The organism is Bartonella sp. ML70XJBT (assembly GCF_028618425.1).
GTDB lineage: Bacteria > Pseudomonadota > Alphaproteobacteria > Rhizobiales > Rhizobiaceae > Bartonella.
Genome location: NZ_JAQISX010000009.1, coordinates 1 through 20998 on the forward strand (window position 1 = coordinate 1; position 20998 = coordinate 20998).

At 38.5% G+C, this 20998-nt stretch carries 15 protein-coding genes and 1 riboswitch; of the genes, 7 read left to right on the top strand and 8 right to left on the bottom strand.

Annotated elements, in window-relative coordinates:
* The first annotated feature begins 399 nt into the window (after nucleotides 1-399).
* From PVV65_RS04890 to PVV65_RS04900, 3 genes are all read left to right on the top strand, one after another.
* On the top strand, nucleotides 400-792 hold the full coding sequence (locus PVV65_RS04890; RefSeq protein ID WP_120122629.1) for a Fur family transcriptional regulator: 393 nt from the start codon (nucleotides 400-402) through the stop codon (nucleotides 790-792).
* 156 nt (nucleotides 793-948) lie between these two features.
* A complete protein-coding gene (locus PVV65_RS04895; RefSeq protein ID WP_273789397.1) occupies nucleotides 949-2025 on the top strand; it encodes an HlyD family secretion protein in 1077 nt (358 codons plus the stop codon).
* 42 nt (nucleotides 2026-2067) lie between these two features.
* The gene (locus PVV65_RS04900; protein ID WP_273755329.1) at nucleotides 2068-3639 is read left to right on the top strand and encodes a DHA2 family efflux MFS transporter permease subunit; all 1572 of its coding nucleotides are present in this window, start codon (nucleotides 2068-2070) and stop codon (nucleotides 3637-3639) included.
* A gap of 1360 nt (nucleotides 3640-4999) precedes the next feature.
* On the opposite strand, the gene PVV65_RS04905 is transcribed toward PVV65_RS04900, so the two are convergent.
* The 3 genes from PVV65_RS04905 to PVV65_RS04915 form a co-directional block, all read right to left on the bottom strand.
* On the bottom strand, nucleotides 5000-5584 hold the full coding sequence (locus tag PVV65_RS04905; RefSeq protein WP_273755330.1) for a GNAT family N-acetyltransferase: 585 nt from the start codon (nucleotides 5582-5584) through the stop codon (nucleotides 5000-5002).
* A 77-nt stretch (nucleotides 5585-5661) separates the two neighbouring features.
* Nucleotides 5662-6795: a type III PLP-dependent enzyme gene (locus tag PVV65_RS04910; RefSeq protein WP_273789398.1), complete on the bottom strand. Its 1134-nt coding sequence runs from the start codon at nucleotides 6793-6795 to the stop codon at nucleotides 5662-5664.
* 1249 nt (nucleotides 6796-8044) lie between these two features.
* Entirely contained in the window at nucleotides 8045-8962 is a 918-nt protein-coding gene (locus PVV65_RS04915; RefSeq protein ID WP_273789399.1) for a rhodanese-related sulfurtransferase, read from the bottom strand.
* 116 nt (nucleotides 8963-9078) lie between these two features.
* On the opposite strand from PVV65_RS04915, the gene eda reads away from it, so the two are divergent.
* Complete coding sequence (gene eda, locus PVV65_RS04920; protein WP_273789400.1) at nucleotides 9079-9744, top strand: bifunctional 4-hydroxy-2-oxoglutarate aldolase/2-dehydro-3-deoxy-phosphogluconate aldolase; 666 nt, start codon at nucleotides 9079-9081, stop codon at nucleotides 9742-9744.
* A 107-nt stretch (nucleotides 9745-9851) separates the two neighbouring features.
* Here eda and PVV65_RS04925 read toward each other — a convergent pair whose 3' ends face one another.
* Both PVV65_RS04925 and PVV65_RS04930 read right to left on the bottom strand, forming a co-directional pair.
* On the bottom strand, nucleotides 9852-10142 hold the full coding sequence (locus PVV65_RS04925; RefSeq protein WP_273789401.1) for a hypothetical protein: 291 nt from the start codon (nucleotides 10140-10142) through the stop codon (nucleotides 9852-9854).
* Nucleotides 10142-10972 (bottom strand): ferredoxin--NADP reductase, encoded by an 831-nt coding sequence (locus tag PVV65_RS04930; protein ID WP_273789402.1) that lies wholly within the window; start codon nucleotides 10970-10972, stop codon nucleotides 10142-10144. The genes PVV65_RS04925 and PVV65_RS04930 overlap by 1 nt, the downstream gene beginning before the upstream one ends.
* A gap of 1059 nt (nucleotides 10973-12031) precedes the next feature.
* Here PVV65_RS04930 and alr point away from each other — a divergent pair.
* Entirely contained in the window at nucleotides 12032-13147 is a 1116-nt protein-coding gene (alr, locus tag PVV65_RS04935) for an alanine racemase (RefSeq protein WP_273789403.1), read from the top strand.
* A 1677-nt stretch (nucleotides 13148-14824) separates the two neighbouring features.
* On the opposite strand, the gene gcvP is transcribed toward alr, so the two are convergent.
* From gcvP to gcvT, 3 genes are read right to left on the bottom strand one after another with little or no spacing between them, the layout of a single operon-like run.
* Complete coding sequence (gene gcvP, locus PVV65_RS04940; RefSeq protein WP_273789429.1) at nucleotides 14825-17620, bottom strand: aminomethyl-transferring glycine dehydrogenase; 2796 nt, start codon at nucleotides 17618-17620, stop codon at nucleotides 14825-14827.
* Nucleotides 17621-17625: 5 nt separating this feature from the next.
* The gene (gene gcvH / locus PVV65_RS04945; protein WP_120122641.1) at nucleotides 17626-17994 is read right to left on the bottom strand and encodes a glycine cleavage system protein GcvH; all 369 of its coding nucleotides are present in this window, start codon (nucleotides 17992-17994) and stop codon (nucleotides 17626-17628) included.
* Nucleotides 17995-18001: 7 nt separating this feature from the next.
* Nucleotides 18002-19114, bottom strand: coding sequence for a glycine cleavage system aminomethyltransferase GcvT (gene gcvT / locus PVV65_RS04950; RefSeq protein ID WP_273789404.1), 1113 nt, complete (start codon nucleotides 19112-19114; stop codon nucleotides 18002-18004).
* Nucleotides 19115-19250: 136 nt separating this feature from the next.
* Nucleotides 19251-19349: riboswitch (glycine riboswitch) on the bottom strand.
* A 459-nt stretch (nucleotides 19350-19808) separates the two neighbouring features.
* On the opposite strand from gcvT, the gene PVV65_RS04955 reads away from it, so the two are divergent.
* The gene (locus PVV65_RS04955; protein WP_273755338.1) at nucleotides 19809-20471 is read left to right on the top strand and encodes an LON peptidase substrate-binding domain-containing protein; all 663 of its coding nucleotides are present in this window, start codon (nucleotides 19809-19811) and stop codon (nucleotides 20469-20471) included.
* Between the two features lie 13 nt (nucleotides 20472-20484).
* On the top strand, nucleotides 20485-20691 hold the full coding sequence (locus PVV65_RS04960; RefSeq protein ID WP_273755339.1) for a Trm112 family protein: 207 nt from the start codon (nucleotides 20485-20487) through the stop codon (nucleotides 20689-20691).
* The last annotated feature ends 307 nt before the right edge of the window (nucleotides 20692-20998 follow it).

A 20998-nucleotide genomic window follows, 5' to 3' on the forward strand; every position in this document is an offset into this window, starting at 1 on the left:
CCTCGTCAACGAACGCTATATAGAACCCTTTCCCCAAAAGAGTCAATATCATTTTTTACTTTTTTGTAAAAATATAACATTATAACAATAAACATCTATTTCAAGACATCTCAAAAAAATAACTAAATAACTAAAAATAAACAGCACGCTTCTAAAAAAAACATAAACAACCAGGACTGATCAATTATAAAGACGCATTGCATGAAAGTTTCTTGCGGGATAATGACTTCTTTTAGATCACAATACCCCTCTCCTCTCACAACGGTTATAACTCTCCTTAAATATCATGACGCGCACATCATGTAAAAGAAAGATAGGCGACATATTCTATAATCACCATTGCATAAACACCTTACACGCTTTATGATTTTCCATGAAAGCAAAAGGAAGAAGATGTCAATGTCCTCTAAACTGACGCGTAACCAAACATTGGTTTTGAACACTTTAAAGAATGCAAAAGGGCCTTTAAGTGCTTATGCAATTCTTGACCAATTACGTGAAGAAGGTTTTCGTGCCCCTCTCCAAGTTTATCGTGCGTTAGAAAAACTCGTACAATTAAAATGTATTCATCGTCTCGAAAGTGTAAACGCTTTTATGGTTTGTTTACATCCTGAAAAGTGTCAACACGAACTTACAACTTTCATCATTTGCGAAAACTGTGGCACAGTTAATGAAATACAAAATCAAACGATTGTATCAAGTTTAAAACAAATGGTTCAAGCTGTTAACTTCCAAGCCCACAAAAGCACTCTAGAAGTACGAGGTCTTTGTAAAAAATGCGTAATAAAATAAGCGCTTGAACTTGTAAGTTCATACATTTACCATTATTCTTCAAACGTTACTTATTGTTTGAAAAGCTCTTACTTGTCCTTGTATGCACAGCAGCCCTTGCCTATAGTTATGGGCTTATTATGTTCATTGGGATACAAATATTGAAAGTATAAAATCATGTCTATAGCTGAGACAATTTTTTCAACCAAAAACTTTGATAAAACAAAACAAAAGAAGGTAATTAAGGTTTTTCTTATCGTCTTTGCACTTTTTATGCTTTGGTTTGGCTATAAGTGGATAACACATTGGCGTTATATGCTCTCCACTGAAGATGCCTATGTGCAAGGAGATATAGCTGCAATTGCGCCTAAATTAAGTGGATATATTGAAAAAATTGCGATTAAAGCCAACCAAGTTGTAAAAAAGGACGATGTTTTATTTTACTTAGACAACGGTGATTATCAAATAGCCTTGGATCAAACAAAAGCGCATCTTAACACACAACAAAAAACGCTTCAACGTATTGATGCACAAATTACCGCTGCTCACAGTGCGCTAGATGATGCACAAGCACAAAAAGCAGCGGCTTCAGCCATAGCAACCAATGCACAACTCACTTTAAAACGCATTACAGAACTGAAAGCCAATCGTTATGCCCCTCAATCAGATGTTGATGATGCCAAATCAGCCTATGAACAAGCCATTGCCAATGTTAACCGTGCGGATGCACAAATCGCTGCTGCACGTGCCAATATCCAGGTACTAGAGGCACAACGAAGTGAAACAGAAAGCCAAACAAAGAGTTTAGAACTTTCGCGGGAAAAAGCACAACGTGATCTTGCTTCAACCATTATACGCGCGCCATTTGACGGAATTATAGGAAATTTAACAGCAAAAACGGGAGATTTTGTCGTAAATGGCCAACGTCTTGCAGCGTTAGTCCCTATCCATGCGCTTTATATTGAAGCAAACTATAAAGAAACACAGTTGCAAAATATTCATGCGGGACAAAAAGCTTATATTGCTGTTGATGCCTTCAAAAAGGAAGTCTTTACAGGAACAGTGCTTTCTATTTCACCTGCAACAGGTGCTGTTTTTTCTCTTCTTCCTCCACAAAATGCTACCGGAAACTTTACAAAAATTGTTCAACGTATTCCCGTACGGATCTCTATTCCAGAAGAAGTCTTAAAGACCGGTCATATCCGAGCAGGAATGAGCGTTTCAGTAGAAGTTGATACACGCACACAACCATAAGATAAAAGTCTCTTATAACAACAAGAAAATAACCTTATTATTATGACATCTTCCATACCAAAGCCTATACAGTCTCAAGAACGCATAGAAATCCGTAACGTTGTGATTTTCATCGTTATGGCCTTTGGCATGTTCATGGCTATTTTGGATATCCAAATCGTTGCCTCTTCTTTAGCTGAAGTTCAAGCGGGTCTTGCTGCAAGCTCTGAGGAAATTTCATGGGTTCAAACCTCCTATCTCATCGCTGAAGTCATCATGTTACCCCTTTCTGGCTTCTTAGGAAGATTGCTTTCAACACGCGTTTTCTTTACGATCTCGGCGATTGGATTTACGGTTACCTCTATTCTTTGTGCAACAGCAGCATCCATTGGAGAGATGATTATCTACCGTGCATTGCAAGGTTTTATTGGTGGCGGAATTATCCCAAGCGTTTTTGTCGCCTCTTATGTTCTTTTTCCTCCTTCCAAACGACCAGTTGTCGTCCCTATTGTTGGACTCGTCGCAACACTCGCCCCCACGATTGGTCCAACGGTCGGGGGTTACCTCTGTCATCTCTTATCATGGCATTGGCTTTTTCTCATCAATGTGCCTTTTGGAATTATTATTTCAATTCTCGCGTGGAAATTGATTAATTTTGATAAAGCAACCCCATCTCTCATGGCTAAATTTGATTGGTTGGGCCTCATTTCTATGGCTGTTTTTCTAGGAACTTTAGAATATGTACTAGAAGAGGGAGCACGCCATGATTGGCTAAATGATAGGCTGATTCGAAACTTATTCATTATCATGATCTTGTCTGCCGCCCTCTTCTTCTGGCGCGCTTTTACGGCAAAAGAGCCTATTGTTGATCTTACGGCTTTTTCTAATTTTAATTTTTCTGCTGCATCCATTTTTTCCTTCTCTTTGGGAATAGGTCTTTACGGACTCACATATCTTTATCCTGTCTATTTGAGCCAAATCCGCCATTATGATGCTCTCATGATTGGAGAAACATTGTTTCTTTCAGGATTCGTCATGCTATTAACCGCTCCCCTTGCAGGATATCTTTCCGCACGAATAGATGCACGTTTGATGATGGCGATAGGACTTTTGGGCTTTGCAATAGGAACTTGGATGGCTAGTTCTATCACAGACAACTGGGATTTTTGGCAACTCTTTTGGCCACAAGTTTTCCGTGGTGCTTCTGTAATGTTATGTATGGTTCCTGTTAATAACATTGCCTTGGGAACACTTCCGCCAGAACGCATGCAAAATGCTTCTGGACTTTTTAATCTCACACGGAATCTGGGGGGAGCTGTCGGGCTTGCCATTATCAGCACTCTCATGACAAAACGCACAGACTTCCATTACGAACGAATAGCCGAAACGCTCAATCACGCAAATAGACAAGCAACTGAAATGCTTTCAAAACTTTCTTTATTATTTACAACAGAAACCTTTGATTCGTATACACTTGCTCTTTCTCAACTATCTGGTATAGCGCGCATCCAAGCAATGATTATGGCTTTGAGTGATATTTTCTTTATCATAACCATCATCTTTGGTTTTTTGACATTGATGACCATTTTTCTCAAAAAAATACCCCCCCTCACTGATTCTCCACCAAGCCACTAAACTTAACCTAAATTGAGAAATATTTTATTGCTTTCCTTTATCCTCTATAACCTTATTGCTTTTTTTAAGAGATAAGATAAGTCTATATATGATTCTAAACGATTTTTTTTGACAAAAATTTTTTCAATGCATGGTTCTTTAGGCATTAAAAAATAACTTCTCATATAAAAAGTTGTTTTAGAAGAGAAGATGTAAACAAAAAACTTATCTAAAGTGCTATACACCATAAAAATAAAGCAGCTCTTTCTATAAGATTCTTGATTTCTCATCTTTCGACCAATCCTATTTTATGCTACTGCCCTCATAAAAAATGATCCTATAAAATTCTGTGCGCTTCACTTTTTTAGGATTACGAGAATAGAACAGCATTCTCTTTTCCTACTCTACATGGCACCCTCTTCTTGAACTATTCCATAAAAGATTTATGATCTTTTTAATTTTTATTAACAAGCGCATTTTCTTTACAATATGTAGAGGAACGATTTTTTTGATTTTGCATGCGAAACTTGAAATGAGAATTCTGTATTCGACACACTCATACCAATTGGAAAACATTATCTTCAGAGTAAAAGAAGTAAGAGCATGTTTTTTAAAAAAGTTTTCAAAATGCCTCTTTTTTGAAAGAACATTGATCAATGAATGATTACTTTCTATGCCCCAATTATACCTATAGTGGATCTACAATTATGAACGACAGTAGTCCCATCTTTAATATAAACGTCTACACATTTGTTTAACCTCTTAAAGACGCACATTCATTGATATTGAAATCCACTCAAAAATACTTTAGAATGTTTCGGATATCCTTTTCCTGATAGGCAAATCATTATTTCTGATATAAAAAATTCAAGAATATAAACGATGAGTTCTCATTGTAAGAATATATTGATTTATAAATATAATTTATCATTTTACATATTATAATGAGCAATCTAAATATTGTAAATATTTTCCTATTTGAAAACGACTCATGATGAAGCAATTAAAACCATTCCCTTGTCCCCCCACAAGCAGGGAAATAAAAACTATTAAGAGTAAAAACCGTCCTCTATATAAGATCGACCAATGATATTAAGCGCTAGAAAATTTTATGATGATACCAGACAAAGTATCCAAAATCACCTAAGAATTCAGTTACTTTCAAGATTATGAAAAGAACACTACTTCTTGAAAAAAATGAGCTTTAAATATACTTTTAGAACCTTCATTGAAACAATCAAAAATAAGAAACCAGCTCCATAAAAAAAGCCATAGAAAACAATCGCTCCCCCCCTAAAAAAACTTTGTACAACCCCTTTATTCCCGCTAATGCGCTCTCTTCCAATGCTCACACTATTGAAAAATGAAATAAATAAAATCTTCAAGCCACTTTATGATGCTGAAAACGCCTAGAAACGGCATATTCTCCGCTAGCAACCAAAGTGCCATAACAACCAGAAAGATAGCGCGGTATCAGTTCTAAGGCTTGAAAACGATGCTTTTCGTAAGGACCAGGCATTGCCAAATTCTCTGTTAAGCGATTTGAAAAACCAAAACGTTGATAAAATTCAAAATCTCCTACCAATAAAATAGCGCCATATCCTAATTTTTTGGCTGTTTCAATTGCATGGCGGACTAAAATTGATCCTATTCCCATACCAGCACATTCAGCAGCAACAGCCAAAGGCCCCAAAAGTAAAGCATGTTGTGTTTCATTTTTTTCTTTTAAAAAAGATACATGCCAAAGACGGACACTCCCCACAAGCTCACCAAGCGCGTTTTTAACCACAAAAGAAAGCCCCTGAGCCGCTAATCGTCCACGACGTAAAGCCTCTGATGACTTACGTTTACGTCCACACCCCATCGTCGCATCAAGCAAAATTTCTCGATAAGGCTTATCTGCTTCTTGCTCCAATAAAAGTTTAAAACATGCCCCATTTTTTGTTTGAAAATTAATCATGTTCATCTCGATGATCCACCCTCTTATAGCGCAATGACGAGCACAGCCAAAAATCTAAAAACAGCTACCGTTAAAAGGAAATTTCAGATCACATACGATCGTAAAGGCTCAAACCCATTAAAGGCAACAGATGCGTAAGTTGCTGTGTAAGCACCCGTTCCATGAATCAATATCTTATCTCCTATTGTTAGAGATAAAGGAAGCGGATAAGGTGTTTTTTCATAGAGAACATCTACCGAATCACATGTTGGTCCAGCCAAAATACAAGGCTCCATAACCTTATCATCATGAGGGGTTTCAATAGGATAACGAATTGCTTCATCCATAGTTTCAGTAAGACCGTTAAATTTTCCAACATCAAGATAAACCCATCGGACATTATCATTGTCAGCTTTTTTGGATATCAAAACGACTTCTGTGCGAATAACACCAGCATTACCGACCATCCCACGCCCTGGTTCAATGATCGTTTCAGGAATACGATTGCCAAAATATTTTTTTAACGAATCAAAAACAGCCATACCATAAGTTTGCTCACTAGGAACATCTTTCAAATAACGTGTTGGAAAACCACCACCCATATTCACCAATTTCAACGAAATTCCTTCTTGCTCCAAATGTTTAAAAATTTTAGCTGCATCCGATAAAGCACGATCCCACGCATCAAGATCTGTTTGTTGAGATCCTACATGAAAAGAAACACCATATGCCTTTAAACCCAATTGATGTGCTCGACGTAATACATCAACTGCCATAGCAGGAACACAACCAAACTTACGAGATAAAGGCCAATCTGCACCTTTTCCATCGGTAAGAACACGGCAAAATACGCAAACTCCTGGAGCAGCGCGCGCAACTTTTTCAACTTCTTCAATACAATCAACGGCATAAAGTGAAATGCCAAGTGCATATGCACGAGCAATATCGCACTCTTTTTTTATCGTATTCCCAAAAGAAATACGATCAGGAGTTGCTCCTGCTTTTAAAGCCATTTCAATTTCTGCAACAGAAGCTGCATCAAAAGATGATCCTAAGGAGGTAAGCAAACGCAAAATCTCAGGAGCTGGATTTGCCTTTATTGCATAAAAAATACGAGACTGTGGAAGAGCTTTTTCAAAATTTAAATAGTTTTCGCGCACAACATCCAAGTCAACAATTAAGCATGGACCTTCAGAACGATGTGTTGCAAGAAAATCACGAATACGTTGCGTTACCATCACCAATTCTCCTAAGGGAATAAAATCCCTCCTCTATGCTTGGACAGCAAAGAGCTGCCAATAGCCAAAGGACAAAATAAGCGTAGCCTCTATCAGCACTCTGATTACTTTCATAACCAAGAAGAAACCAATATTGCATACAATGAAAGAACAGCGCAGGAACTGCGTTATCCTACTTTAATCTGCCTTTTTGATTGGAGTTGAGAAAACCACTTCCGCACTGAAGGCAATGAGGTGTGCCTCTATAGTTATCCCAGCATTTGGACAGCTGGAAGACACCAGAAAGGCCCGCACCGTCGTTGCTTCAAGATGTCCTCATTCTTTCAATTGGCTGTAAGAATGACTGGAGCGGTTAGTTCCAGGTACCGTACCGGTTGACCTCACCATTTGAGAACCAGCGGACACCCACAGGCACGTGCGACTTTGGGCAAGGAGTTCTATAAAACGAATCCTTTCTCATTTCAATCATTTTTTTAATTTTAAACATTTTTTAATTCTTAAAGAGAACATGGTGCTAAAAAGCAACACTCTCTTCCACCAGACAAAGCCATCCACCCACTTTTATGAGATCACTCCCCTACATAATCCATACAACAAAAATCACAATCTTGCTTTAAAAGCGCCTCTTGTTTAACTTGCCCATTCCATTTTTCCAACATCATCCATAGAAAACAACGTAATATATCACACTCAACATATTAATTTAATCATTGATACTTTATTGTTCTAACCTTGGATCAAGAATCCGATCGTAAAATGCTTTCATTCCCCCCCCCTCTCTTACAATGCATCAATTGAAATCATATCTTTTGCGCACCAAAAGTATAAAATACCTCTTATAAACTCCTTAAATACAAGGAATCCCAACATTGAAATCTGGAGATATCTGGGCTGAAGCAGCAGCATCTTTAAAGAAAGAGATCATACAAAATCCAATGTATAATAGAGCTGCTATGGTATAACTCAACTGCGTTTCACCATCTTTAAGCTTCATAAAAGAGCAAGCCAATCAACATCATACTCTGAACCAATGTTCAACAGCTTTTGACATTTGAGAGGATTCATAAGAGGCATGTCTTTCTTGTATCATTTTACTCTACAGGACTTTCCTCGCTTGTAACATCCAAAAGACATGGGTTTTGATTGATTCAACATAGAAATAGATTGGGAATGAGAAAACCCTCACGATATTCAGATCTCTTATTCAAGATAAAAACAATAAAGTTTAAATCCCTACACGACGATATCCTTATATCCCTTGATGAGCATCAATTGCACGCAACTTCAACAATTGGAATTGTCTATGGCGCTCACGAAAACGCTCTCTATCTGCTTCACTACGCGTATTATAACAAGCCTCACAAGAAACACCTTCCTCATAATGAGGCGATAATTTGCTTTCAGCATTCAAAGGAGAACGACACGCGCGACAGAGTTCGCGTCCACATTCTTCAAGACCATGTTGAACAGAAACCCGCTCATCAAAAACAAAGCATTCTCCCCACCATAAACTTTCCTCTTTTGGGACCTTTTCCAAATATTTCAGAATTCCTCCTTTTAAATGGTACACTTGCTCATAACCAAGTTCACGAACATACGCTGTTGATTTTTCACAACGAATACCGCCTGTACAAAACATAGCAATTTTCTTTTTTTTCTTCAAATCAGCTTCATGTTGACGCACCCATTCAGGAAATTCACGAAATGTTTTAATCTGTGGATCAATCGCTCCTTGAAAACTCCCAATTGCATATTCATAATCATTACGGGTATCGATCAAAATTGTCTCTTCATCTTGAATAAGAGCATTCCAATCTTCAGGCTCCACATAAGTCCCCACAACTTTTAGCGGATCAACTCCTTCAACCCCCATTGTCACAATTTCTTTTTTCAACCGCACTTTCATGCGATGAAAAGGCATTTTCGATGCCCATGAATATTTAATCTCCGGCGTTTGAAAGGCTGGCTCAGCCGTAATAAAACCGATCAATGCCTCAATCGCTTCACAAGAACCTGCAACAGTTCCATTAATTCCCTCTTGTGCTAAAAGGAGAGTCCCTTTGATATCCCTTGCCTGACATAAATCCTGCAAAGGCTTTTGTAATTGACAATAATGTTTCAAATCTGCAAAGCAATAAAGTGCAGCAACTTTAAAATTCTTTTCCATGTGTTTTGCCATAACGTGCGTTTCATTCAATTTCAAGATCTATTCATATACTCTTTAACATATTGTGCTTAATCAAACGATATAAACAATACCATATCCAAAAAGAAAAAAATATCATGTGTCAAAAAAGAGAAAACCTTTTATTATATCTCCAAGGACAAACCGTTATACCTGTTTTGACCATAGACAATTTACAAAGTGCTGTACCTTTAGCACGTGCTCTTGTCAAAGGCGGATTAAAAACAATTGAAATCACTTTGCGAACACCAGACGCTCTCCAAGCAATTAAAACAATTACACAAGAAGTCCTTGAGGCAATTGTTGGAGCCGGAACAGTTCTCAACACAACACACTACGAACAAGCTGAACGAGCTGGAGCAAAATTTATCGTAAGCCCTGGATTATCGAACGAATTAATCAATTGTGCAAAAAATAGTGAAATTCCCCTCCTTCCTGGAGCAATGACCCCAAGCGAACTCATGCAAGCATTAGACAAAGGCTATTCATATCTTAAATTTTTTCCTGCCAAAGCTGCTGGAGGTCTTGCCCTCATCCAAGCGTTAGCCTCTCCTTTTTCTGAAGTCTTCTTTTGTCCTACAGGCGGGATAACACAAAAAAGTGCAACACAATGGCTCCAACTTCCTAACGTCTTCTGCGTTGGCGGTTCTTGGATAGCGCCTCAAGAGCTCATTGCTATAAAGGATTGGGGTTCGATTAGCGCATTAGCGCATACTGCATCACAACTTTCCTCTCACCCGACAAAAGCGCGCTCTACAACATAAAGATGCGGGGGCATTATTTGCCCCTTCAACAAGACCAAAACCTTCACACATCCTTGCGCAATCTTTTAACACCTACCATAGAGCCACAAATCATCACAGGGTCTTCATCAGGAGAAATTTTCGGTAAACCAGTCGTTTTTTAAAAAAGCACCGCTCTCCATAACAGTCGTAATACGTCCTATATGTTCAGAAGGTTCACGCGTAGTCATAGGATAAAATTTCAACTGTTGCGCATATGCCCCAATTAGCGGATCTTGTTTCAAAGAGCAAACAAGTTCTTTTGCATAAGTCAACGCGTTCTTTTCACATGTTGTTTGAATAAGAATAACTTCTGAAAATTTTTTACAAAGTTCAGGATCACGAATAAGGCTTGCAAAAGGAGCACCAGCCCCAATCATTATCCGACAAAAGCGCGCTCTACAACATAAGTCGCAGGAGCATTATTTGCCCCTTCAACAAGACCAAAACCTTCACACATCCTTGCGCAATCTTTTAACATCGCCATAGAACCACAAATCATCACCCGATCTTCATCAGGAGAAATTTTCGGTAAACCAGTCGTTTCAAAAAAAGCACCGCTCTCCATAACAGTCGTAATACGTCCCATATGCTCAGAAGGTTCACGCGTAGTCATAGGATAAAATTTCAACTGTTGCGCATATGCCCCAATTAGCGGATCTTGTTGCAAAGAGCAAACAAGTTCTTTTGCATAAGTCAACTCATTCTTTTCACGTGTTGTTTGAATAAGAATAACTTCTGAAAATTTTTCATAAGTATCAGGATCACGAATAAGACTTGCAAAAGGAGCAATCCCCGTACCAGTTGAAAGAAGATAAAGACGTTTTCCAGGAATAAGAGCATCAAGAACCAACGTTCCTGTAGGTTTTTTACGCATAAGCACTGTATCACCAATTTTAATTTTTTGCAGATGCTCGGTTAATGGCCCTCCTGGAACTTTTATCGAAAAAAACTCAAGCTGTTCATCCCAAAAGGGACTTGCAATCGAATAAGCGCGATAAATCGGCTTTTTTGCATTTGGCAAACCAATCATAACAAATTCACCCGAACGAAAACGAAAACTCTCCGGACGATTTAAGCGGAATTTAAACAAACGATCCGTATAATGATAAACTTCTTGAACAGTAAGAGCGAATACATTCTCAGGGATCGGAAAATCTGAAGCAACGCTGCCGCTGTTTGATGGAACATTGGTAGCAGACGTATTCATACTCTTCCCCATATCTTTATTGAACGTTAAATTTCGAATCCTTGACGTGATATAGTACTTGCATCCCCATCTGCCAACAATTTTCTTAAAACAAAAGCCTTAGGATTAACACTTTTATCTCCAAATTAATCGAATGAAAAAAATACAATTGTAAATCACATTTAAAAAAATTGAAGCTTAAACAATAACAGCACCCTTTAACACATCATGCTATTTGTCCATTATAACGCTATAACATTCTTTCACTTTACAAAGTTCATGACCCAACACCTTAAAATAAAAGAATTAAAACTTTTATTAATTGAACGATAACCACACGACTCCCCCAAAAAAATCCAACATTACATCCATTGTTTTTAACCTTTTTTACCCTTCTTTTTCCATAAATAAATGAATCTAATACGCTCTATAACCACTAAAATGATTTAACTAAAAACCAGCCTAAAAATAGAAAGTAATATGGTTTCATCTTGCAAACAAAGAATATCCAAATCAACGGCTTTTAATGTATCAGCGGTATATTTACACACTCTTCACCATTTGACAAAAGTAATTTTAAGTGCATAAAATAACGCCTAAAGCTGCCTAGATGAATAACCGTCCCCCTCATCGTGCTATAAAACTTACAGGTCATTGCTTGTAAGTTATTTCTTAAGAGTGAATAATTTACCATTTTACATTCTCTGAATAAGCGAACCATGCTTGTTTTAAGAGAAACAACTTCACCTGCAACAATAGCATAACATTGCACTCTTCAAAATGATACAATAAGTTATGCTTTATTTTTTTAATATGCCTCAACAAGAGAAAATAAGTAAAAAAAAAGTCTATGTTTTGTAAATTATCAGAAGGCACTGCGTTGCTAATACAAATAAAACTAAAATATCCCTTATATTCACAGTACTATTTTACATAAAAACAACTTTCATGGTGCATAATTCAGTATGGAAGACTTATGATCTTAACTGTCGCAGACAATATCTTTTTCTTTTATCTAAGGAACCTTTGTAAAATAACCAAAGAAAAAGCCGTACGTACAAACAAAGATAAGATTTTAAAATGAACAAATCCGTTAATGATGAAATAAACACACACCTCTATGCAGCTGTCGCAACCATTGATATCAGTGCCATTGTGGCCAATTATATCGCTTTAGCCAAACGTGTGGCGCCAACACAATGTTCAGCCGTTGTCAAAGCAAATGCCTATGGGCTAGGTGCTCACAAAATTTCTCCTGCTCTTTATCAAGCGGGTTGTCGTACTTTTTTTGTCGCTCAGATCAGAGAAGCATTGCACTTAAAAAGCATTTTACCATCAGATGTCACGATTGCCCTTCTGAATGGACTTCCACATTTAGCAGAAGAGTTTGTTGCACAATCTGGTATTGTTCCTGTTCTAAACTCTTGGAATGCCATTGAAGTTTGGCAAAATGTTTGTAAAAAAAAGGATAAAAAATTTCCAGCAATTGTTCAAATCGATACCCATATGAACCGATTAGGACTTGATCAAAAAGAATTACAAAAACTCATCAAATACCCTACAATTTTTGAAAACGCAGACATAAAATATATTCTCAGTCACCTTGCTAATGGAGAAGATGATACTCACCCATCAAATTATACCCAATTAACTTCTTTCAAAACTGCTCTCGCACAACTGCCCCCTTGTAAAGTTTCCTTTGCAAATTCTGGAGGGATTTTTTTAGGCTCAGATTTTTATTTTGACCTCGTTCGCCCCGGTATTGCACTTTATGGAATCGACCCTTCAGGAAAACACCCATCCCTTCTAAAACCTGTTTTAAAACTTGAAGCCCAAGTCATTCAAAACCGTGTTGTTGGTGCAAAAGCACCTGTTGGTTATGGAGAAAGCTTTATAACCAACAGACCAAGCACTCTTGCAACCATTTCTATTGGCTATGCAGACGGCTGGCTCCGTACTCTTTCGAATAAAGGAGCTGTTTATTTCAATGGGCACAAACTTCCCATGGTTGGGCGCGTTTCTATGGATTCCATTATTGTAGATACAACCGATCTTGATCAAAAACCTCAAACAGGAGACTGGGTAGAACTGATTGGTCCTCATCAAACACTTGAAAAAGTATCTCTCGATGCCAACACCCTTCCCAATGAAATTCTAACATCTCTTGGATCACGCTATAAATACATTTACACCTAAAGGCTCTTTAAATAAACAAACCGATACAAATCATCATTTAAAAAAATTAGAGAGCTTCTAAGAAAGATTTTACAACCATCAATGGCATAGCATGGTCGTAAGACGCCGCCTATTCACAGAAGTCTCAAAATAGACAAGTTGATGAGCTATTTTATAAAAGTAAACGTCACCCAAAACACAAAAATTAAACTTTTTTCTTACATAAATGAACGAGAGAGAATCTATTGCTAAATTTTTAAAATTAATGTCAAATTAGTCATTCTCTCCATATCGAACAAGGCAACCAATCTCGTAAGTTTCTTTTATTTCTATCTTTGTTCATCGTAAAGCAATCAAATTTGTTCTTTTGCATACCACAAGCAGGGCTGGAGGAGAGATAAAGATGATTTAAAATTAAGAAATAAGACCTCTTATGATCCCTCTCAAGTCCAAGAGCTTATACTATTAGGTGCAAGCAAAGTATGTGATAATAAAGTGCATGATAGTGCCAACTTACTCCTTAATGAAAGGTAAAAATTGGGGTGCTCAATAGATTTATCATTACCCTATCCACAGGCATCGTCGCGAAATAGGGTTGGAAGCGAAATGTCTCTTTAAAACAAACAAGTGAATTAACACCCCAAGTATATTCTGTTTAGGTTAGAGCATTCTGTTTTACATAAAGGTCATGCCCCTATTAAAGAACACAATAAACCCCAAAATATGGGACAATGTCTAATCTCCATTCTTAAAAATATGGCTTTAGATGCTTTTGAAAGCCATACAGTTGAAGGGATGACAAACTGAGGATTGACTTTCACCTTTACAGCTTTTCCAAATGAGATTGTTTTTCAATTTTAAAGATTAACCAACACAGATACGCAATTCCTTTGCACCCTCATATGATATACAGGCATGAAAAAGCTGAAACTTCTTACAAAGCTCTTTTTCGTTTTAATCTCTAGCTCAAATATGCTACTATGCTAGGTCTGGATTTGATTGATAGGCAACAGCTAAAGCACACACGCTCTTTAAAAAATAATGCCATAAAGTCGAAAACTGATCTGCAATAAACTGGAAAAATGTACCGGCTTTTTATAAAAGGCTCTGAAACAAGAAGCCATAATACCATTTGATTTTGCGTTTACACACTCAGACTGGTGTTCATCTATATTTTTTGCATCATCTTCATAAAGAGCCGATAGAAGAAAAATATTTAGACAATTCTTGGCTCGAAAATCTGAAAAGTTGACGAGATACGGCAATAAAGTTTCGCGTACCTTTTATGATTAGAAGCATTAAAAGTAAATTTATTCCTTTTACAACTGGTCATAGTCACCTTAGTGAGACTAACTGTCATACCCCATGTAACAGACTGTGAACCCTATCCCCATAGGTTTTACTCTCGTTTATGTAGATTTGCTAGCTTAGAAATAACTGATACGCCTAATCAACTTAAACCATGTCATACGATGGAGAAAAAAGGGGAAGCATGCCTATCACCGACAAAGTATAGTTTTTTTGTCAACTTTTCGATTTTGCTCATGTTGTAAAAACATGGGAAAAATTCTAAAAAATAGACATCTAAAAAATAGACAAATGACACCATAGTAATATGATCAATAAGCACAAAACCCACACAAGCTGTGTGGGCTTTTTTATTTATGCAAATGAACAAATTAAATACATAAATTTTATTTAATAAGTATTTCTCAAGGGTGGACACGAACAAATAAGCATTCTATCTCCCGCAACATTATCAATCCGCGATACAGGAGCCCAATATTTGCTGGCTGGATCAAGTGAACTATTGGGAAAAGCAGCTTCTTGTCGCGAATAGGGTCTTCCCCAAGAATCATCTAAAGTATCTGCAACTGTATGAGGAGCATTCACCAATGGATTATTATCTTTTGGCCAGACCCCTTCCCCAACTTTCTTCGCTTCTTCAGCAATCGAGAGTAATGCATCACAAAAACGATCAATTTCTACTTTGGGTTCTGATTCCGTTGGCTCAATCATCAAGGTTCCTGGAACAGGAAACGACATTGTGGGCGCGTGGAATCCATAATCAATGAGACGCTTTGCAATATCATCAACACTCACCCCATACTGATCTTTCAACAAGCGTGTATCCACAATACATTCATGAGCAACACGTCCGTGTTTTCCTCGATAAAGAATAGAATAAGCGGATGAAAGACGTGCAGCAATATAATTAGCGTTTAAAATAGCTATTTGTGTTGCATATTTTAAGCCATCAGCACCCATCATTCGAATATACATCCACGTAATGGCAAGAATAGATGCACTTCCATAAGGTGCTGCTGAAACCGCATGGGTTGTACCATCTTGTTCATGCCCTGGTAAAAATGGTTTAAGATGCGCTGCAACCCCAATTGGCCCCATCCCAGGCCCCCCCCCCCCATGGGGAATGGCAAATGTTTTATGCAGATTCATATGACACACATCAGCACCAATATCTGCAGGACGCGCAAGCCCCACAAGTGCATTGAGATTAGCACCATCAAAATAAACTTGTCCGCCATTTTCATGAATAATAGAACAAATTTCCTTAATGTTTTCCTCATAAACCCCATGGGTTGAAGGATAAGTAATCATGAGAGCAGCCAATTTATCCTTATGCAATTGCGCTTTCATTTTGAGATCATTCACATCAACATCGCCATCACTTAAACATTTTACCACAACAACTTCCATACCCGCCATATGCGCCGAAGCTGGATTGGTCCCATGTGCAGAGGCCGGAATAAGACAAACTGTCCGTTGATATTCTCCCCGTGAGTGGTAATAGCGGCGGATTGCCAAAAGCCCCGCATATTCACCTTGAGCACCAGAATTTGGCTGAAAAGAAACTTGCGCAAATCCTGTAATTTCACACAACCACGCATTTAACTGATTGATCATCTCCAGATAACCCGCCGCATCCTCTTGTGAAATAAAAGGGTGTATATTGGCCATGCTCGCCCAACTCACCGGCATCAATTCAGCTGCCGCATTCAGCTTCATTGTACAAGACCCAAGAGAGATCATCGCCCGATCCAACGCCAAATCCTTATCCGCTAAACGACGCAACAAGCGCATCATATCTGTCTCTGAATGAACCGCATGAAAAAAGGGTTGAGAAAGAAAAGTAGCATCCCGCCTTTGACCAAAGAGTCTTGGAGAAACTTGATCAACGAGTTGCGCACCCCAAAGCTGTGCTAAAGCAGCTGCATCTTCTTCTGTTGACAATTCATCAAAATTGATTGCAATGGTGTCATCATCGAGAACACGAACAAGGCGTCCACTCATCTTAGCTTGATGCGCAATTTCTCTCGCTTTTCCTGTTACAACAATGCTAACACAATCAAAAAAAGACTCACCTTCACAAGAAACACCAACAGCCTCTAAACCAGCAACAAAACGACATGTTAAATGATGAATCCGCTGCGCAATTTCTTGTAAACCTTTTGGTCCATGCCAAACAGCATAAGCGGTTGCCATATTAGCCAACAAAGCCTGAGCCGTACAAATATTTGACGTCGCTTTATCACGCCGAATATGTTGTTCACGTGTTTGCAAAGCTAAACGGAAACCAACGCGCCCTTCTGTATCAACGGATTGGCCCACTATTCGCCCTGGAATAAGGCGTGTGAGTGCATCACTCACCGCAAGGTAGCCAGCATGGGGACCACCAAACCCCATCGGAACACCATAACGCTGCATCGAACCGACAACAATATCAGCGCCCCATTTTGCCGGTGCTTCCATAAGTGTAAGCGCTAAAGGATCAGCCACAACGATAACCAGTGCTCCTTTTTCTTTTGCCTCTTTTATGACCTCACTATAATCATGAAAAGAACCTTTTGTATCAGGCCAAGAGAGAACAATTGCCGCTGTATCAGAACAAATTTCTTTCTCAGAGCTGATCCGAATGCCTTGTGTTTCAGCACGCGTTTGCACAACACTCAAAGTCTGAGGATGTAAAAGACTCTGAAGAGAAATTTTTGTTTTTTTCTCCCGCGCAAAACGAAAAGCAAGAGCATTGGCTTCCGCTAAAGCGGTTGCTTCATCAAGCAGAGAAGCAGCAGCAACAGGCAAACCTGTCAGTTCACTAATCAATGTCTGAAAATAAAACAGAAGTTCTAAACGACCTTGGCTAATTTCTGCTTGATACGGCGTATAAGCAGTATACCAAGCGGGATTTTCAAACAAATTTCGTAAAATAACCGGAGGCACAAATGTTCCATGATATCCTTGCCCAATAAAACTTTTGTGCACACAATTACGCCCCATCATTTTGGAGAGTTCTTCCAAGGCTTGGCTCTCACTCGCTGCCTTGGGAAGGTTCAGTGAACGTCCCAAATAAATAGAATTAGGAACCGCTTGAGAAATGAGTGCATCAACACTATCGAGCTCTAAAACATCAAGCATTTTTTGTGTTTCATCAGGACGCAGCCCAATATGTCGAGAAGAAAAAGAACGCTCGATCATGACACTCATCCAATCAGAACCTTATAAGCATCTTCATCCAACAACCCTTCCAGTTGTGTTTCATCCTGCAATGTCATTTTCCATAACCAGCCTTCTGTTTCAGCTTTCTGATTGACCAGTTCAGGATTATCAGCCAGTGCTTCATTGACTTCGACCACTTCACCATCAAGAGGAGAATAAACATCTGAAGCTGCTTTAACGGATTCCACAACAGCCGCCGCTTCTCCTTTGGAAAGTTTTGTCCCACTTTGTGGTAAATCAACAAAAACCAAGTCGCCTAATTGTTCTTGCGCATAATGTGTAACCCCAACAGTGACCGTTTTTCCTTCAACACTAAGCCATTCGTGGTCTTGTGTAAAATAAGTTTTAGACATAAGAAAATTATCCTTTTAAATAACGTTGTTCAACAAAGGGAAGAGAATGCACTGAGAGTGCAATCTTTTTGCCTCGCAGTTCTGTGAAAACTTCTGTTCCTTCAACTTTATAAGCGACAGGAACGTACCCCATCGCGACAGGACCATCAAACGAAGGACCAAAACCGCCTGATGTTACCACGCCAATCTCGTTGCCCTGCTCATCGAGAAGTACTGCACCGGCACGAATAGGTTGGCGCGTTTGCGGTTTTAATCCAACACGACAGCGATCAGGTCCTTTTTGCAGCGCTTCAAGAAAAGCCTTTGCGCCGTAAAATTGCGCTTTTTCTCGAACACTTTTAGGAACAGCCCATGTTAGAGCCGCATCAATAGGTGTTGTCTCAGGGGTAATATCATTTCCATGCAAACATAACCCTGCTTCCAGACGCAAACTATCGCGTGCGGCAAGCCCAATCCACTCAACACGCGAATCACTCAGCAATTTCTCAGCCAACATATGCGCATGCCCTATGGGCAAAGCAATTTCAAAACCATCCTCTCCCGTATAGCCAGAACGGGTTATAAACCAATCGTGTTGTGGTTCGAATCCCTGCATAAAAAACAATTCATTCCCTGGCAAATTGGCATCAGCCAGAACAGCTGCAGCTTCAGGACCTTGAAGAGCAAGCAATACCCTTTCAAGAGCAATCACTTGACATTCAAAATCAACAACACGCCTTTTCAGTTCTTCAAAATCAGCCTGTGCATTCCCAGCATTGGCAACTAACATAAAACGGTGCTCTTCCAAACGAGTAATAATCAGATCATCAAGAATACCAGCCTGCTCATTGAGCAAATAATTATACCGGGAGTGCCCAATCTTTAAAGCTGCTGCATCAATAGGAAAAGCATAGGACAAAAATTCTACGGCTTGCGACCCTTCAACGGCAATCAATTTCATATGAGAAATATCAAAAAGTCCTGCATGTGCACGGGTATGAAGATGCTCTTTCAAAACGCCAAGAGGGTAAGTCAAAGGCATATTCCACCCCGCAAAAGCACCAAATTTTGCTCCTGCTTTTTCATGCATATCATATAAAGGAAGTGTTTTTAAAAAAGATGTTTCTTGTTGTATGCCCATAATAACTCCAAAGCTGCGCTAACGCCCACACAATATGGTCGTCTCTGCTCCCCTCTGTCATCAACCTGAGAGACTCGCGAAAAGACTTTCGCTTACACCTTCGGCGCGGGCTCTCCCGACTTTCCAGATCTGCCTTCCTCCTTTTACGGTCCTTAAAGCCTGAGAGATTATGGGCTATTTCCCCTTCGGCGGCACTGCGAAAACTTGCAAATCTGCACTCTCCCGCAAAAGAATGAAAGAAACGATAACGCTCTTTCCAGCATATTTTAATCTATAACCTATCTTTATCGTACTGTCATTAGTAAAGTGAACCACAAGCTCTCATTTTAAAACTTGCGTAAGCTCCTTTAAAAGATTTATAATAGTCTCCTTTTGAAGCTTATAAAAATTGTAAGAAACACATTTTAGGAAATTTAAGACAAAATCAAAAGTTATAGACAAAAATACCCCTTGAAAATCATGCAAAAGGTCACACACTAAAAAGATCACAAAGCAGTATTCTTTTAAGCAATATTCTTTCTTGTGCGATTCAGCCTTAGAGTAAGATTCCGTATTCTTTTAAGAATCAAGAATAAGAACTTCAAGTATTTTATAAGGTTGATTTTAATGCAGAAGAAGTGGATTTTCTGCTTTCTGAGTAATGCAACGATTGACAGGCTAAAATTACCGAATAAATAAAGGTCACAACATACTCATGAAAGCTGGTAATATCTTCTACAATTGCGAAAATGATCTTCCAAAGCAAATTGCTCTTTTTCCTTTAGAAGGTGCACTCTTACTGCCTGGTGGTTTTTTATCGCTCAACATTTTTGAACCAGAATCACTTGAAATGATTGAAAATGTTATGGTATCCGATCGTCTCTTGGGAATTATTCAACCCCTTTCATCGGATACGGACCGCTTTTCTACACAACTTTATAAAACAGGTTGTATAGGGCGCATTACAAACTATAGTGAAACAGGCAATGGACAGCTATTTATTATCTTACAAGGAATTTGCCGCTTTACCTTAGAACAAGAATTGACCAATACAAAGTCCTATCGAACAGCTCTTATTCAATCAAATATAAAAGATTTACAAGAACTCGATATTGAAGAAAGCATTCATCGAGAAAGCTTACTTGACGTTGTTGAGAAATATCTGACCATCCATGAAATGGAATACAATTGGAGCAGCATCATAGAAGCCCCTACACCGATATTGGTGAATGCTTTTTCAGCGCTTATTCCCTTTACACCAGCAGAAAAACAAGCTCTTCTTGAAGCACCAGATATCAAAAGCCGTGCCCAAACGCTTCTCGCATTAACAGAACGCTCACTCATGAAACAAACAGGAACAGATTACCGTTTAAACTAATGAACGTAAAAACATGAAAAAAATGACCACAGATCCCAAAATGCTCGAATTACTTGTCTGTCCGATGACGAGAGGCACACTTTCTTTCAACCGAGAAACACAAGAGCTTATTTCTCTCAAAGCCAAACTTGCTTATCCTATTCGTGATGGCGTTCCCATTATGCTGACTTCAGAAGCCCGCCCTTTGCAAAACAATGAAAAAACAACCCATAAAAAATAGACACTCTTCAGACAATTTTCTTTCAAAAGCCCACTATTATCAAGCTTCTGTCAAGATAATATCTTAGTCTCTTGAGAAAAAGAGGTTTACAATTCAACTTTACAACTTTTCAAAATATCTCAAACGATATTTTTATCTATCGTGGATACATTGATGACATCAAAATTTGAAAAAACCAACAAGGAAAATGGGTTGTAATTTCAATTGACGATTGAAATCTATCGCCTTAAGGTTTGATCAGTATACACAGCGGTCAATGGAAAGCTTTCAAATTCAAACATTAAATCCTACTTTGTAAATATACTTC

Coding starts and splice junctions, on each gene's coding strand:
- PVV65_RS04925 (WP_273789401.1), bottom strand. CDS start 10,142: ATGATTGGGGCTGGTGCTCCTTTTGCAAGCCTTATTCGTGATCCTGAA.
- PVV65_RS04915 (WP_273789399.1), bottom strand. CDS start 8,962: ATGGAAAAGAATTTTAAAGTTGCTGCACTTTATTGCTTTGCAGATTTG.
- gcvP (WP_273789429.1), bottom strand. CDS start 17,620: ATGATCGAGCGTTCTTTTTCTTCTCGACATATTGGGCTGCGTCCTGAT.
- PVV65_RS04900 (WP_273755329.1), top strand. CDS start 2,068: ATGACATCTTCCATACCAAAGCCTATACAGTCTCAAGAACGCATAGAA.
- PVV65_RS04955 (WP_273755338.1), top strand. CDS start 19,809: ATGAAAGCTGGTAATATCTTCTACAATTGCGAAAATGATCTTCCAAAG.
- gcvH (WP_120122641.1), bottom strand. CDS start 17,994: ATGTCTAAAACTTATTTTACACAAGACCACGAATGGCTTAGTGTTGAA.
- PVV65_RS04895 (WP_273789397.1), top strand. CDS start 949: ATGTCTATAGCTGAGACAATTTTTTCAACCAAAAACTTTGATAAAACA.
- PVV65_RS04910 (WP_273789398.1), bottom strand. CDS start 6,795: ATGGTAACGCAACGTATTCGTGATTTTCTTGCAACACATCGTTCTGAA.
- eda (WP_273789400.1), top strand. CDS start 9,079: ATGTGTCAAAAAAGAGAAAACCTTTTATTATATCTCCAAGGACAAACC.
- alr (WP_273789403.1), top strand. CDS start 12,032: ATGAACAAATCCGTTAATGATGAAATAAACACACACCTCTATGCAGCT.
- PVV65_RS04905 (WP_273755330.1), bottom strand. CDS start 5,584: ATGAACATGATTAATTTTCAAACAAAAAATGGGGCATGTTTTAAACTT.
- gcvT (WP_273789404.1), bottom strand. CDS start 19,114: ATGGGCATACAACAAGAAACATCTTTTTTAAAAACACTTCCTTTATAT.
- PVV65_RS04960 (WP_273755339.1), top strand. CDS start 20,485: ATGAAAAAAATGACCACAGATCCCAAAATGCTCGAATTACTTGTCTGT.
- PVV65_RS04930 (WP_273789402.1), bottom strand. CDS start 10,972: ATGAATACGTCTGCTACCAATGTTCCATCAAACAGCGGCAGCGTTGCT.
- PVV65_RS04890 (WP_120122629.1), top strand. CDS start 400: ATGTCCTCTAAACTGACGCGTAACCAAACATTGGTTTTGAACACTTTA.